This is a genomic window from Kribbella voronezhensis (genome assembly GCF_004365175.1).
Taxonomy (GTDB): Bacteria; Actinomycetota; Actinomycetes; order Propionibacteriales; family Kribbellaceae; genus Kribbella; species Kribbella voronezhensis.
The window spans coordinates 4,844,601-4,859,583 of the sequence record NZ_SOCE01000001.1 but is presented as its reverse complement, the minus strand read 5'-3'; the positions used below and the strand labels follow the sequence as shown (position 1 = coordinate 4,859,583).

Genomic DNA, 14,983 nt, shown 5'->3' with positions numbered 1-14,983 from the left:
ACAGAGTGTCAGTGTGCAACTGCCCGAGGCCGACCATCGTCAGGTTTCGCTCGTCGGATGGGTGCCTGGAATACAGGTCCCCGGAAGGTGGGACTGCGGAACTCAGTCCCACCTTCCGGGGAGCAGTTGGGCCGCTCTTTGCCCTCCCGTCTCTTGGCCCGTTGCTGGGTTACCGGACTCGCTGGGTGATGTTGGCGCTGGTGCTCGGGTTGAAGGCGCCGTTACCGCTGAATACGGCCGAGACGGTGTGGTTGCCCACGGTCATAGTGCTTGTCGCGTAGGCCGCTTGTCCGGCCACGTTGATCGATGCTGGGGTCCCTACGGCTCTACCGTCGATCCGGAATTGGACCGTTCCCGTGGGGATGCCGGCTCCTGGTGCTACCGCCGTGACGGTCGCGGTGAAGACGACTGTTGTGCCCCGCGTCGCTGGACTGCCACTACTCTGGACAACTGTCCTGCTCGCTGCCTTGTTCACCGTCTGGGTGAGCACGGCGCTTGTGCTGGGCAGGTAGTTGACGTTGCCGCTGTAGGCGGCCGAGACCGTGTGCGCCCCGACAGGCAGGGTGCTGATCACGAGCCGGGCCCTACCGGTTGCGTCCGTGGCTACCGGGCCGCCGACGTCGGCGCCGTCGAGCCTGAACTGGACAGCTCCGGCCGCTGCCAACGGGGTAACCCTGGCGGTGAACGTCACTGTCTGGCCGGAGACGGATGGAGTCCGGCTGGTCGTCACGACGGTTGCGCTGGCCGCCTGGGCGACGACCTGGGTGACCGTCGCGCTTCCGCCGCCCGCGAAGACCGTCGAGCCGCTGTACGTCGCGATGACGTTATGGCTACCGGCCGACAGAGTCGCGGTCGAGTACGTCGCCCTTCCTTGGGCGCTCAGTGTCAGGACACCGCCGACATTGGCGCCGTCAATGCTGAACTGGACGCTGCCGGTCGGAATGCCGGTGCCGCTCAGTGGCCTGACGGTGGCCGTGAAGGTGACGTTCTGCCCGAAGGTCGACGCCGGTGTCCGGTTGCTGGTCACGACCGTGGAGGTCGCGCGCAGCGCCGGGCCGACGCTCTGGGTCAGCGGCGTACTGCTGCTGGCCAGATAGGCAGGGTCGCCGCCGTAGGTGGCGGAGACCAGGTGCGCCCCGACAGCGAGCCCGCTCGTCGAGTAGGTCGCGCTTCCGCCGATCAGCGGAACTGGGGCACCGGCGCCGACGCCGTCGATGGTGAACTGAACAGTCCCTGTTGCGGTGGAGGGTGTGACCGTCGCGGTGAAGGTCACGGGCCCGCCAGAGATCGAGGGGTTGATGCTGCTGACCACGACGGTCGTGGTCGCGGTCTTGTTCACCGTCTGGGTTGTGGATGCCGAGCTCGCGAGGAACACGCTGTCGCCGCTGTAGTCGGCTGTGACAGTGTGCGAGCCCGCCGGCAGCGAGTTCGTCGTGTAGGTCGCCACGCCGGTCACGTCGAGCGCAACCTTCGTGGTCGTCCCGTTGACGGTAAAGGTGACGTCACCGGTCGGCAGACCGCTGGCCAGCAGTGGGCTCACCGTCGCGGTGAACGTCACGTCCTGTCCGACCGAGGACGGGTTGGGAGCATTCAGCAGCACCGATGTGGATCCAGGCTGCGGAACATCCACAGAGGCTGGGCCCGCGTAGGCAGACGACGCGATCGGATTCACCGCCTTGACCCGGTAGTGGTAGGTGCCCGGGACAACGGTTGTGTCGATGTAGCCGGTGTCAGTCGGAGCCACTGTCGCCAGCACGCTGAAGGTTCCGGTGCCCACGGCTCGTTCGACGACGACACTCACCGCGTTGCTGGCGTTGTTGACCCAACTCACGGCGACCTGGGAGCCGGCCGGCAGTTGTGGCGCCGGTTGGACCACTGCCGTCAACCCGGTCGGGGCTTTGGGCAGTCCTTCGACGGTGACAACGTTGGAGGCAGCATCACCAGCAGCGTTCCAGGCTGTTACCCGGTAGTTGTAGGTGAGTGTCGGGTCGGCTGGGTTGTCGGTGTAGGCGGTGGCATTCGCGACGGCGTCCGCGATCTTCGTGTACGCCCCAGGTACCCCATCGGTGACCTCTGCCCGTTCAACGCGATAGCCGACCTCGGCAGTGCCCGGGTTGGTCCACGTGGCCGGCTTCGTGTAGTCGACCGGTGTGCCGTCGGTCCAGCTGAGATCAGTGCTGCCGCGGGTGAACGACAGAACAGGTGCAGCAGGCAGAGCCCGACTGACGTGAACCGTCACCGGCCGCATCATGTCCATCTCCTCGTGGCTGAGGATGTGGCAGTGCCACACGTACTCCCAGCCGAAGTTCGCGACCACGTTCTCGATCGGCGCGATGGGGTTGCCGCCGGCATCGGTGTTGTTGAAGCCCGCTTCGGTCCCGTTCGGGCCGTTCAGGGACCCCTTGGCGCCGATGGGCATCATCGGGTTGAGCGGACGGTGGCTGTCGGGGACTCCGAACGGCAGCGTCGGCACGATTGGCCGTACGGCGACGATGGTGTCCTCGAGCGGGCTCACCCGCACCGTGTCCTTCCAGCCGAGCTCGCTCGGCTCTGGAGGAATGATGATGTTGTCCCAGGTGACCCGGTTGATCACCTGCACGTCGTACAGATGGAAGTGCAGTGGATGGGTGTCGACTCCGTTGTGGGTGATCTTCCAGATCTGTGTCCCGTCGGCGGCCGACGAGATCGGCGTGACGTCGAGACTGCCCGGCAGGCCGGTCGAGTCCAGTGTCTCGGTCGCCGGGTTCACGTAGGGATAGAGGATGATGTTCTGCAGCAGCGGTGTCGCGCCTGGTGCCTCGAGTCCCATGTTGGCGGTCATCCGCCCCCATTCGTCGAAGTTGGCCGAGTTCATCTCGTCATGAATGCCCTTGCCCTGTAAGGGGATTGAAAGCTGGGTACCTGTTCCGTCCTTGTTCGGGCCGAGGGTGTCGAACTTGAACTGGTCGCCGCCCTGCTCGGCGATCCGTGCGAACCCGTCGCACTTCGCGGTGGGGTTGGTGGGACTGTTGCAGTAGCCGTTGGCCACGAAGTTCGTCCCGTAAGCAGAGTCGTACGCGTCCTGTCCGACGATGACCGGGTCGGATCCGGACTCGAAGACGCCTGAACCATCGGCGTGATGAGCGAACGCGGTGACGAGGGCGCCCATCCGGTCACTGGTGGTGTTGGGCCGGTCGAACGCGATCGCCGGCGCCGCTGTGGAGACCTTCACCTGCATGACGGTGCGGGTGTTGGGGCCGTAGCCCGGCAGGGTCGGCGGTGCGCCGGACGGCGTCAGGTCCGCGCCGCCGGTGAAGTAGTCGTAGCCGGGCACTCGCGCCGGGAACGCGGCGGGAGCGTCGTTGTAGAGGATCAGCGTCTTCCCGCGGTACTGCGAGAAGTCGACGATCACGTCAGCCCGCTCGGCCGGTGCCAGCAGCAACGAATGCTTGTCGACATTGCCGACGTCGAAGCGGGTCGGGTCGGTGATCCACGTGGTCTCCTGGGCTGGAACGACAGTGGGAGCAGGCAGGAAGCCGCCCTCTGTGCCGATCTGCACCCAGCTCGGGCCCTTCGGGCTCTGGGCGGTATCAGGCGTCGGGAACACGACCGGATCGGTCTGAGCCGCGTCGACCTCGGCCTTCTTGAGAGCGACCTCGGTTCCGGTCGAGTCGGCGACATACCAGGACAGGTTCCAGAAGCGGTCGTTTGCCGCGTTCAGAATCCGGTAGCGGTAGGACTTCGGATCCACCGTGGTGGTGGGATAGGCGGTGCCGTTGACGATCGGCGTGTCGTTGAATGCCTCCATACCGACCGAGACGTTCGGGGTCGACGGGATCTGGGCCGGCTCGCAGAACGGTTGGACGTCAGCATCGCAGGCGGAGTCGTAGTACGGGTTGGCGATCGGCGGGTACTTGGCGTCCTTTGCCGGTGGCCAGAACCAGGGGCCGTACATCCAGCGTCCGAACGGGCTCATCCCCGAGGGCGAGCCGGGGTTCTGCGCGGGCATGTACACGTGGGGTGTCCACAGGCTGCCCTCGCCACCCCATTTGGCCGCGTCCCAGGTCGGATCCACCTTCGCCATCTGGGCGGCACTCGGGACGAAGCTCTTGTCCTGGACGATCAACGGGTCGCCGAGGCCCAGGCCCGCGAGAGCACCTCCTGGGGCGATCAGACTCTGCTCCATCGGGTCGGTGAGCAGGTAGCCGGCGGCCTCACCGGCGTAGACGTTCAGTCGGGTGATGCCCCAGGCATGGTCGTGGTAGAACATCAGCCGGGCACTCTGCTGGTTGGTGTAGAAGAAGGTCTCCGCTCCCGGGCCCGGATCGGGCATGTCGGGAACGTTGCTCACACTGACGCCCTTGGGGTACGCGGTGTTCTCGCCGTCGGGCGTGACCCATTGGTGCGGCGTGCCGTCGCTGATCCAGGGGGTGATGCCACCGTGCAGGTGCAGCGTGGCGCGGTTCTCCGAATAGCATTTTCCGGCTGGCTTCGGGATGTCGGCACACGCCGGATTCCGGACCCCGTCGGTCACAGAGCCTTGATCTTGGGCTTGGTCGTTCGGTACTCCGTTCGCGCCCAGCGTCACACCGTCCGGACCCACGCCCGAACCCATCAGCGAGGTGTCGACCGGCAGGAACAGGTTCCCGGCCACGCCCGTCGGGAGCAGGTCGCGGAACAGGATCCGGGTCGGCCTGTTCTTGTTGGCCACGATGGTCGGGCCGAGGTAGTGGGGATTGTCCACACCCTTGTACGCCGTGATCGGAGTGTCCGCGATGGCGGGGTCGAGGTTGGCGTTGCTCAGGGCAATCTGTTTGCCGGGCACCACGCTGGTCGACAGCTGGACATAGCCGCGCAACAGGGTGGCCGGCAGGTCGCGGTGGAACTTCATCCGGTACTGGACGACCGCGATCTCGTAGTAGTCAGTGCCGGGATAGGTGGTGGTGTCGGGCACCGCCACCGGGATGTACTGGCCGAGGTCGTTCGCGGCGTTCGGTCCCAGTCCAGGCAGTGTGTCGACGAACTTCTTCAGGCCGGGCGTGAGGTAGCCGGCGCCAGGGGCGGTGACGTTGATGTCGGTGACGGCGCCCTTGACGGCCACCGTCGCGGTCGCGCTGGCGCCCTTGTCAGCCACGCCGACCGTGTCGTTGATCGTGACGGTCGGAGCGGAGTCATATCCCTGGCCGCCATCGGTGACATCGATCTGGGCGATGCCGAGTGTGGCCTTGACGGTCGCTGCCGTGGGGTTGACCTGGTTCGCATCGAGGATCGTGACCCTCGGCGCTGACGTGTACCCCGTGCCCGGGGTCACCACGGTGACTCCGTTGACCACACCGGCGGCGTCCATGGTCGCCGTACCGGTGGCCGGCGTTCCGCTCGGTAGGTCCGGCAGGCTGAACTCGACCACAGGCTGGGTCGTGTAGCCGGATCCGCCATCGGTCAGCGTGAGGTCGTCGACGCCGCCACTGGCAACTGCCGTGGCCTCGGAACCCGGAGTCGGGTTGCCACCCGTGATGGTGACCGCCGGCGCGACGAAACCGAAGCCCGCCTCGTCGACCGCGATGCTCTTGACGACGCCGAGAGAGATGACGGCCGTCGCCTGGGCGGGCGTGGGAGTCACGCCCGCCGCGGTGACGGCGACGTCCGGGGCGCTCGTGTAACCGCTGCCCGGACTCACAACGGTCACCGCGGTGATGCCGCCCGTCTTCGGGTCGACCGTCGCCCGTGCCTCGGCGCCGGTGCCGCCGCCGTTGGTGATGGTGACGATGGCGTCGGAAAGTACTTGCGGGCTGTTGGCCCAGTTGGGATAGGGGCCGAAATAGTGTGGCACCTTCGACTCGTCGGTGGGACTCGTCGGCGCGGACGAAACCTGAGCGGCTTGCGTCGTTCTCCGTGCGTTCTGGTCTTGCCCGGCCAACGCCGGGGGACTCGTCATCGCGCAGAACACGATCGCGGCCAGGAGGGCGACAGACAACCTCTTGGTGCGACCGCCAGCTCTGCTGCCGGCTCGTTTCGTACCCCTTGACCATCTCATGATGCCCCTCCCCATGCCGGCGGCGCAGTCGCTACCGGTTCTCCGATTTGACGCTGGCCCTCCTGCCCGACACAGGGCCATTGGTCCCGAAGTGGGCAGGACCAGGGCGTCGCCGCGCCTGCGCAGCAAGTGACCTTTCGCCGGGGGCATTTTCGCGGCAGCTCGACGGCCGGCCCGGCAGAGCACGAACCCGGCCTGGTCACGGACGCTAGTGAGGGTCTGGGGGTGCGGAGGATGTTCGCGCCACGGCGCAGGCGCCGGCGCAATGAGTCTCATATGCACGAAACGCGGGCGGCTGGGTGTCTCCATCAGCCTTCCCGCCTTATCTGCGTCGGTGGGGCGACACACTTGGTGGTGTGGTGGACAGGTTCGGGGTATGACCAACAGTTCACGCGCTCCGGATCGGGCGGCTCGGTTCAGTGCGCTTTATCGGGCGACCTATGCCGACCTGGTGCGATTTGCTCAGCGGCGGGTCGATCACAGTCAGGCGGAGGACGTCGTCGCGGAGGCGTTCCTGGTCGCGTGGCGGCGGTTGGATGATTTGCCGAAGCAGGCCGAGGACGCTCGCGCCTGGCTCTTCGGGGTCGCTCGGCACACGATCATGAACAGCCGACGCGGATCCGACCGGCGACGGGCGCTCGCCGTACGGCTGGCTACTTCCGTCTCGACCGCAACCGATGGTGCTGCGGATCTCGTGGCTCAGCAGATCGATCTCGCGGCCGCGTGGAATCTGCTGTCGGAGGTCCACCAGGAGGCGCTCGCCCTCGCAGTACTGGATGAGCTGACGGCACCGCAGGCCGCGGTGGTCCTCGGGATCTCGCCCGTCGCGTTCCGCCTGCGCCTCAGCCGCGCCCGGCGCGCACTACGCGCGCACCTCGACCACCGCCCCCAACCCACGCTCGCCCCGGCGAGCGTGACCGAAAGGCACTCCTCATGAACATCACGGACGATTTCCCCGTACTACGAACGCTCGATCCCGCCGACCGCGAGATCGACCCGAACGGACCCCGCGCCCGCGCCGACCTCGAACGCATCCTCGCGACCGACCCGGCGTTGCCTGCTCCCACGCCCCGGCGGACCCGGCGACTCGCCGTTTCCGTCGCCCTGGGTACTGCGGCTGCCGCCACCGTCGCCGCGCTGGTACTCCCTTCAGCACTCGGCGGCGACAAAGCCTTCGCGAGCTGGACAAGTTCGCCCTCAGGTATGTCGGCATCGAAGCGCGCCGACGCGGCGAACTCCTGCCGCAGCCACCAGAAGTCGGGAAGCCGTGAGTACGCCGATCAGCTGAAGTCCGCCGGCACCGCGATCTCCGAGCGACGCGGCGCCTGGACTCTGGTGATCCTCGCGGGCCGCGACGGCTTCTCGGCCCTCTGCATCACCGACGATTCGAAGCACCTCTTCCGGTCGTACTTCGGTGCCATCGGCTCGACTCCCCCGGCCGACCGCCCGAGCAACCGCGGCCTCGCCCCGCTCGTGCTGGGTACCGGCTCGATCGACGGAAACGAACTGTCGGTCGCTGCAGGCGCCGCCGGGTCAGACGTCACCGCGGTCAGCTACACCAGCCCCACCCACGGAAAGGTCAACGCCACCGTCTCCGGCGGCCAGTTCGCCCTCTGGCTCCCCGGCAACGACCTGACCAACGGCTCGAAAGGCACCACCGTCCAGGTCACCTACCGAGACGGCACCACAGCCACCGTCCAGCTCTCGCTGTAGGAACCAGCTTCACGAAGCCCCACAACACCGGCCTCCGCACGCTCTCGCACCAACCGCCTTCTACACCGACAACGAAGAAGCCGACGCCCGAGTGTGAGGGAGACGGGCGACATACGAGCCAGCACCAACAGGTGCACCAACCACACCAGCCCCGACAAGGTCGGGTACCCACCGCCTCTCCACCGGCAACGAAGGAACGGGCGCCGAGGGTGGCACAGCCAGCGAGGCAGAACTCCGGCGCCCAGCGTGGGGGAGCGAGGCGACGCCGCAGCAGGCGTCCAGCGTGGTGGAGGCAACGGAGGAGCCAGCACCAACCGGCACGCCAACCCACACCAGCCCGACAACACAGTCGGCGGAGTGGCCGTCACCGCACGCCCGGCACCCCACCGCCCTTCCGACCGGCGACGCAGGAGCCGGTGCCCGGGGGCAGGTGAGCTGGCGACGCAGGAGCCAAGCACAACCAGCGCGCCAACCACACCAGCCCCGACAACACCGGGCACCCACCGCCCTTCCAACCAGCGACGCAGGAGCCGGTGCCCCGGGGCAGGTGAGCTGGCGACGCAGGAGCCGGTGTCCTGGGGTGGGTGGAGACGGCCGACGCAGGAGGCCGCGACCGGGCGGGTAACTCAGCTGCGACGCAGGAGCCAGCGTCCAGGGTGGGAGGAGACGGCCGACGCAGGAGGCCGCGACCGGGCGGGCGGCTCCTACGTAGTACGAACTACTCCCACTCGATCGTCCCCGGGGGCTTGCTTGTGATGTCTACGGTGACTCGGTTGATCTCGTCGACCTCGTTGGTGATGCGAGTAGAGATCTTCTCGAGTACTTCGTAGGGCAGGCGGGCCCAGTCGGCCGTCATCGCGTCTTCGCTGGTGACCGGCCGCAGTACGACGGGATGACCGTAGGTCCGACCGTCACCCTGCACACCCACCGACCGCACGTCAGCCAGCAACACCACCGGGAACTGCCAGATGTCGCGATCCAGCCCGGCGGCGGTCAGCTCGGTCCGGGCGATCAGATCGGCCGCCCGCAGGATCTCCAGCCGCTCCTTCGTCACCTCGCCGATGATCCGGATCGACAACCCCGGCCCCGGGAACGGGTGCCGGTAAACCAGCGTCTCCGGCAGTCCCAGCGCGATCCCCAGCTCGCGGACCTCGTCCTTGAACAACGTCCGCAGCGGCTCGATCAGCGAGAACTGCAGGTCGTCGGGCAGCCCACCGACATTGTGATGCGACTTGATGTTCGCCGTACCGGTCCCGCCACCGGACTCCACGACATCCGGATAAAGCGTCCCCTGCACCAAGAACTCGATGTGCCGATCAGCGTCGAGCTTCCGGGCGGTCGCCTCGAAAGTCCGGATGAACTCGCGCCCTACGATCTTCCGCTTTTGCTCCGGGTCGGTCACCCCGGCCAGCGCGCCCAGGAACTGATCCTCCGCGTCCACGACTTCCAGCCGCGTGCCGGTAGCAGCGACGAAGTCCTTCTCGATCTGGTCCGACTCACCCGACCGCTGCAACCCGTGGTCCACATACACACAGGTGAGCTGGTCGCCGATCGCCTTGCTCACCAGAGCCGCGGCGACGGCCGAATCCACGCCACCGGACAGCGCACACAGCACCTGCTTGTCGCCGACCTGCTGCCGGATCAGCTCCACCTGCTCCTCGACGACGTTGGTGGTCGTCCAGTCGCCGCTGCACCCAGCGATGTCGTACAGGAAGTGCTCCAGCACGGCCTGCCCAGCCTGCGAGTGCAGCACCTCCGGGTGCCACTGCACACCGGCCAGCTTGCTCTCCAGGTTCTCGAACGCCGCGACCGGCGCACCCGAAGACGCAGCCAGTACGGCGAATCCGACCGGCGGCGCGTGTACGGCGTCACCGTGCGACATCCACACGTTCAGGTCCTCGGGGATCCCTGCGAGCAGCGCGCCGGCCTCGCTCACCGTGACCGGGGTCCGCCCGAACTCGCGCAGTCCCGTACGGCGTACGTCGCCGCCCAGCGTCTGCGCCATCGCCTGGAACCCGTAGCAGATCCCGAACGCCGGCACCCCCGCCTCGAACAGTGCCGAGTCCACCCGCGGCGCACCCTCGGCGTACACCGACTGCGGTCCGCCGGACAGGATGATCGCCTTCGGATTCCGGGCCAGCATCTCCTCGACCGGCATCGAGTGCGGCACGATCTCGGAGTACACCTTGGCCTCGCGCACCCGCCGCGCGATCAGCTGCGCGTACTGCGCCCCGAAGTCGACGACCAGAACCAACTCATGCTCAGTCACCCGCAAAGCGTATCGGTGCAGGTCAGCAAGGCTCTAATCGCTCCAGCGGTGCTTGATCACGAAAGCATGTGTGGCGGGTGGTTGGGGTCGTGCCGCCAGCGTAGGCGGCCACTGCCGAAGCCGGCCGCGTGGACGCCGTCGTGACCGAGCGGGCGCCGACAGTAGTAGAACGGCGAGTACAGGTCGCGGCACGAGTCCTGGTGGCTCGTGTACGCGAACTCCAGATCCAGCAGGCTGTCGCTGCTCCCGTCACCGCTCATGAAAGTCCCCAAGCCTGAACTCGCGCTCGTTCGCTTCGCTCTGGTGGGAAATCCGCTCTCACTCGCAGTATGCCCCGGGCGCGGGAGCCGATCCGGTAGGCCCGGCTCCCGCGACTTCCGACGGGCCTACTTGATCATTCCGTGCGGGTCCAGCACGTACTTGCGGGCCGCTCCCTTGTCGAACTCGGCGTACCCCTGCGGCGCCTGATCCAGCGGGATGACCGTGGCGTTCACGTTCTTCGCGATCTGCGTCCGGTCGTTCAGGATCGCCTTCATCAACTGGCGGTTGTACCGCATCACCGGGCATTGGCCGGTCGTGAACGACAGCGACTTCGCCCAGCCGAGGCCGAGCCGGATGGACAGCGAACCGGTCTTCGCGGCATCGTCGCTCGCACCGGGATCGCCGGTGACGTAGAGCCCGGGAATACCGACCGCGCCACCGGCACGGGTGACATCCATGACCGTGTTCAGCACGGTCGCCGGCCGCTCGGCCTGAGCATCACTGCCGTGGCCGTGTGCCTCGAACCCGACCGCGTCAACGGCGCAGTCGACCTCCGGCTCCCCGAGGAGCTGTTCAACCTGGTCCCTCGGTTCGCCCTGTGAAACGTCGATCGTTTCGCAGCCGAAGCTACGGGCCTGTTCCAGCCGTTCCTTCTGCAGATCGGCCACGATCACGACCGCCGCTCCGAGCAGGAACGCCGATGTCGCCGCGGCCAGGCCGACGGGTCCGGCTCCGGCGATGTAGACGGTCGACCCGGTTCCGACACCGGCGGTGACCGCGCCGTGGTATCCGGTCGGGAAGATGTCCGACAGCATCGCCAGGTCGCGGATCTTCGCGAGCGCCTGGTCCTTGTCGGGGAACTTCAGCAGGTTCCAGTCGGCGTACGGCACCAGCGCGTACTCCGCCTGGCCGCCGACCCAGCCGCCCATGTCGACGTACCCGTACGCCGAGCCGGGCCGGTCCGGGTTCACGTTCAGGCAGACGCCGGTCTTGCCCTCCTTACAGTTGATACACCGTCCACAGGCGATGTTGAACGGGACCGACACCAGATCGCCGACCTTGATGAACTCGACGTCGCGGCCGACCTCGGCGACCTCGCCGGTGATCTCATGGCCGAGAGCGAGTCCCGGCGGTGCCGTGGTCCGGCCGCGGACCATGTGCTGGTCGCTGCCGCAGATATTGCTGGCGACGACCTTCAGGATCGCCCCGTGTTGGACCTGCCGGCCCACGTTCGCGGGGTTGACTCCTGGACCGTCCTTGAGTTCAAGGCTCGGGTAGTCGATCGTCTCGACCGCCACGTCACCTGGTCCCTTGTAGATGACTGCCCTGTTGCCAGGCACGACTGTTGCCCCTCTCCCGGGAAGCTCCGGTGCTGCTTGACCGCGGACCGCGACCGCCTTGTGGTACGGCGATGCGATCGTCGCCCGCCCCGTGTCAGGTGAATCCCCGGGGACTCCGGATGCGCCTGGACGCGCACGACCGGTCCGGCGAAGGGATCGTTCACGACGCTAGTCCCGTCGCCGGAACCGGTCAACGCTCCCAGGTGTCCGGACCATTACCCACCACCTCAGCGGACGCTCGCTCATTCGTTGTGGAGGACTTCGGCGATGGTGGTGTGGGCGGCGGACCGGGCCGGGACGAAGGCACCGAGGGCGGAGATCGCGATGCCGGCGAGGACCAGCAGAGCTAGCAGCGGGGCGGGGTAGACGTGCAGCATGAAGTCGGGGATCGCCACCTGGGCACCGTTCGCCATGGCGGGGACGACCAGACGGTGGGCGACGATGCCCAGTGGGATGCCCAGGAGGCCGCCGATCGCGCCCAGCGCGGCCATGGACGTCACCACCATCACGACGACCTGGGCGGGGGTCATGCCGATCGACTTGAGCATGCCGAGGTCGCGGCGACGTTCGCGGGTGTTGAGGACGACTGTGTTGAAGACGCCGAGCGCGGCCACGGTCCCCAGCATCAGGGTCAGCAGGACGACAGTCGCCAGGACGATCGCAACGAAGCTGCCCGATTCCTGACCGGAGGCCTCCTGTAACCCGGAGTCCCCGGCCTGCACGGCCTTGACGTAGCTGTCCAGGTCCGTGCCGGGCTTCACCTTGATCTCGTACAGCGACGCTCGCAATTCCGGTGCCACCAACGCCAGCGTCTGCCAGTTCGACAGCACCTCCTCACCCGAGTTGTAGAGCGCCTTCCCGACGATCCGTGCCTGAACGTTCCTGCCCTCCGACTGCAGGGTGATCGTGTCGCCGATCGCCAGCCCGTGCTGGCGAAGGAACCGCTCGGACACGACCACCTGCCCCGGCCCGTCGAACCATCGCCCGCTGAGCATCCGATAGCCGAGCTGCTCGAAGTCCCCGCGATAGAAGGACACCCGCAAATCCGTGTTCGTCCCGGCCAGCCGCATCGGCAGCTCCGCACTCGCGATCACCGCCGAAGCGCCTGGAGTCGACCGCAGCAACGCCTCGTCCTGCGCGTCAGTCAGCTTGGCGACGGGCGGCGCCACCTCACCAGGAGGTGGCGGACCGCTCCCCTTGAGACCTCCGAACATCGTCACGTCGACAGCACCGACCCGGCTCGCAGCAGTCTGGTAGGAGGTCAACGACTTCCCGAGACCAACCGCCAGCGTCACGCTGGTGACCCCGAGTACGACGGCCGCCAGCGTCAACGCCGTACGCGCCGGCCGGGCGAACGGAAGCCCGAACCCGAGGCTCACCGCCCGCGGCAACCGAGTACCACTCAGCCAGCGCTGGGCCCGCAGCCCGCGGCCGGCTCGCGGCGCACTACCCGCACTGATCGCCTCAGCCGCCGACAGACTTCGCGCTCGAAGCGCAGGGACCAGAGCGGACAGCGCCACCAGCGCAGGTACGCCGAGCAGCGCGGCCACGTCCACCCAGACCGCTACGCCGACACCACCCGCGCCGTAGTTCTCGAAGGCCCTCGTCAGCAACGACTCTGCGAGCACATTGCCCAGAACCGTGCCGATCGCGCAGCCGGCGAACGCCGGGATGGACACCATCGCCAGATAGACCGTCATCACCTGGGTCGGGGTGAACCCGAGAGCCTTGAGTACGCCGATGTGCTTGAAGCCGGCGACCACAGCACCACTGACCACGTTCGCCACGATCAGTACGGCGACCGCTAGCCCGAGCCAGCCGAACACCATCAAGAACGGCACGAAGGTGTTCGGTTCGCCGGTGGCGAGTGCTCGCAGCGCAAGGTAGGACTGGGTGCCCACCAGTGCGCCGGACGGCAGACCGGACGTCACCGCGGACTGACCAGCCGACACCTGCTCGTTGGTCGCGGCCTGGGCGAAGCGGTACAGCATCTGCGTCGAGGTCGGCTTCAACGACGTCATCTGCGCCGGCGCGACCCAGGCATCGGCCGATCCGCTCACGCTGTAGGCGAACCCGACGATGGTCAGCCTGTGGCTGCCGGCCACTGTGACCGTCTCACCCAGCGTCGGCGCACCGCGCCCGGTGGAGTCGGTCGGATTCCGGTTCATCACGATCTCGCCCGGCTTGGTTGCCCAGCGTCCCTTCCACACGTTGAGCCGGTCGACCGTTCCGCCGGGATCCGCGCGTCCCACCACCACCAGAGACGTCTCTGGTCCGCCGGTGTCCATGTCGAGGGTCGCCTGGCCGAACGGCCCGGCCACGGCGGCCGCAGTACGAGCCGACTCGGTGAGCTGGGCGTCGCTGACCTTGGTCCGGTCGTACGACGCGACCAAGTGTGCACCGCTCTGCCGCGCGTACGCCTGGTCGAAGGGACCACTCGACGCCGCCAGCAGCCCCAGTGCCACGACGATCATCGAGGTGGACAGCATCACGACCACTCCGATGATCACGGTCTGCATCCGGCGCCGTCGGACCGCTGCTCGCGACACCGGCCACACGGCGCTCACGACGTACGCTCCAGGCTGCGCTCGCCCGCGATCTGCCCGTCGACGAACTCGATGACGCGGCTGGCGCAGCGCGTCGCGAGTTGCTGGTCATGGGTCACCAGGAGCAGCGTCTGGCCGATCTGGTTGAGGTCCAGCAGGAGATCCATCACCTGTTCGCCGGCGCGCGTGTCCAGTGCACCGGTCGGCTCGTCGGCCAGCAGCACGGCAGGGCGGTTCATCAGCGCCCGGGCGACGGCAACGCGTTGCCGTTCGCCGCCACTCAGTTGGGCCGGGTAGATGTTCCGGCGGTCGGCGATGCCGAGTTCCTCGAAAAGTTCCTCGGCACGCTTCCGGGCGGCCGAGGCCGACGTGCCGGTCAGCTGCGCGGCCAGTGCGACGTTGTCGAGGGCGGACAGATCGTCCAGCAGGTTGAAGAACTGGAAGATCATGCCGATCCGCCGGCGCCGGTACAACGCCAGGCCCTTCTCGTCCAGCCTGCCCAGGTCGTCGCCGTGCACCATGACCGACCCTGAGGTCGGCCGGTCGAGTCCGGCGACCATGCTGAGCAGCGTGGACTTGCCGCTGCCGGACGGTCCCATCACCGCAACGGCCTCGCCGGCGCGAATCTCCAGCGATACCCCGTCCAGTGCGACGGAGTCGCCGTACTCCTTGCGTACAGCGGTGAGCCGTACAACCGCCTGCCCGTTGCCTTCGTCATCCGTCATGCGTTCACGCTAGAACCGCCGGCACGCGCTGGACGTCAGCCTGCCGGCGTACTGTCCGCGTCCGGTCATCCCGCAGATGTACGGCGTGCCCCCAGCGGGGGGATGCCGAATCCGAA

The 14,983-nt window shown here is 67.5% G+C and carries 8 protein-coding genes; 2 read left to right on the top strand and 6 right to left on the bottom strand.

All coding sequences use genetic code 11. The features are described 5' to 3' along the window. Positions 1-169: 169 nt before the first annotated feature. Positions 170-5,809 (bottom strand): Ig-like domain repeat protein, encoded by a 5,640-nt coding sequence (locus tag EV138_RS22750; RefSeq protein ID WP_133980817.1) that lies wholly within the window; start codon positions 5,807-5,809, stop codon positions 170-172. Between the two features lie 580 nt (positions 5,810-6,389). On the opposite strand from EV138_RS22750, the gene EV138_RS22745 reads away from it, so the two are divergent. Beyond that, on the top strand, positions 6,390-6,950 hold the full coding sequence (locus tag EV138_RS22745) for an RNA polymerase sigma factor (protein ID WP_133980816.1): 561 nt from the start codon (positions 6,390-6,392) through the stop codon (positions 6,948-6,950). Further along, on the top strand, positions 6,947-7,726 hold the full coding sequence (locus EV138_RS22740) for a hypothetical protein (protein ID WP_133980815.1): 780 nt from the start codon (positions 6,947-6,949) through the stop codon (positions 7,724-7,726). Before EV138_RS22745 ends, EV138_RS22740 begins: the two co-directional genes overlap by 4 nt. Positions 7,727-8,444: 718 nt before the next feature. Here EV138_RS22740 and guaA read toward each other — a convergent pair. The 5 genes from guaA to EV138_RS22715 form a co-directional block, all read right to left on the bottom strand. Beyond that, positions 8,445-9,995: a glutamine-hydrolyzing GMP synthase gene (gene guaA, locus EV138_RS22735; RefSeq protein ID WP_133980814.1), complete on the bottom strand. Its 1,551-nt coding sequence runs from the start codon at positions 9,993-9,995 to the stop codon at positions 8,445-8,447. A 56-nt stretch (positions 9,996-10,051) separates the two neighbouring features. After that, positions 10,052-10,255: a hypothetical protein gene (locus EV138_RS22730; protein ID WP_133980813.1), complete on the bottom strand. Its 204-nt coding sequence runs from the start codon at positions 10,253-10,255 to the stop codon at positions 10,052-10,054. Between the two features lie 126 nt (positions 10,256-10,381). Further along, the gene (gene fdhA / locus EV138_RS22725) at positions 10,382-11,596 is read right to left on the bottom strand and encodes a formaldehyde dehydrogenase, glutathione-independent (RefSeq protein WP_133980812.1); all 1,215 of its coding nucleotides are present in this window, start codon (positions 11,594-11,596) and stop codon (positions 10,382-10,384) included. A gap of 242 nt (positions 11,597-11,838) precedes the next feature. Continuing rightward, on the bottom strand, positions 11,839-14,163 hold the full coding sequence (locus EV138_RS22720) for an ABC transporter permease (protein ID WP_133980811.1): 2,325 nt from the start codon (positions 14,161-14,163) through the stop codon (positions 11,839-11,841). Further along, the gene (locus tag EV138_RS22715) at positions 14,160-14,867 is read right to left on the bottom strand and encodes an ABC transporter ATP-binding protein (protein WP_133980810.1); all 708 of its coding nucleotides are present in this window, start codon (positions 14,865-14,867) and stop codon (positions 14,160-14,162) included. Before EV138_RS22715 ends, EV138_RS22720 begins: the two co-directional genes overlap by 4 nt. Positions 14,868-14,983 lie beyond the last annotated feature (116 nt).

What these genes read in the sequence shown, in the direction of transcription:
- EV138_RS22745 (WP_133980816.1), top strand. Translation starts at nt 6,390, where the DNA reads ATGACCAACAGTTCACGCGCTCCGGATCGGGCGGCTCGGTTCAGTGCG.
- EV138_RS22740 (WP_133980815.1), top strand. Translation starts at nt 6,947, where the DNA reads ATGAACATCACGGACGATTTCCCCGTACTACGAACGCTCGATCCCGCC.
- EV138_RS22715 (WP_133980810.1), bottom strand. Translation starts at nt 14,867, where the DNA reads ATGACGGATGACGAAGGCAACGGGCAGGCGGTTGTACGGCTCACCGCT.
- EV138_RS22730 (WP_133980813.1), bottom strand. Translation starts at nt 10,255, where the DNA reads ATGAGCGGTGACGGGAGCAGCGACAGCCTGCTGGATCTGGAGTTCGCG.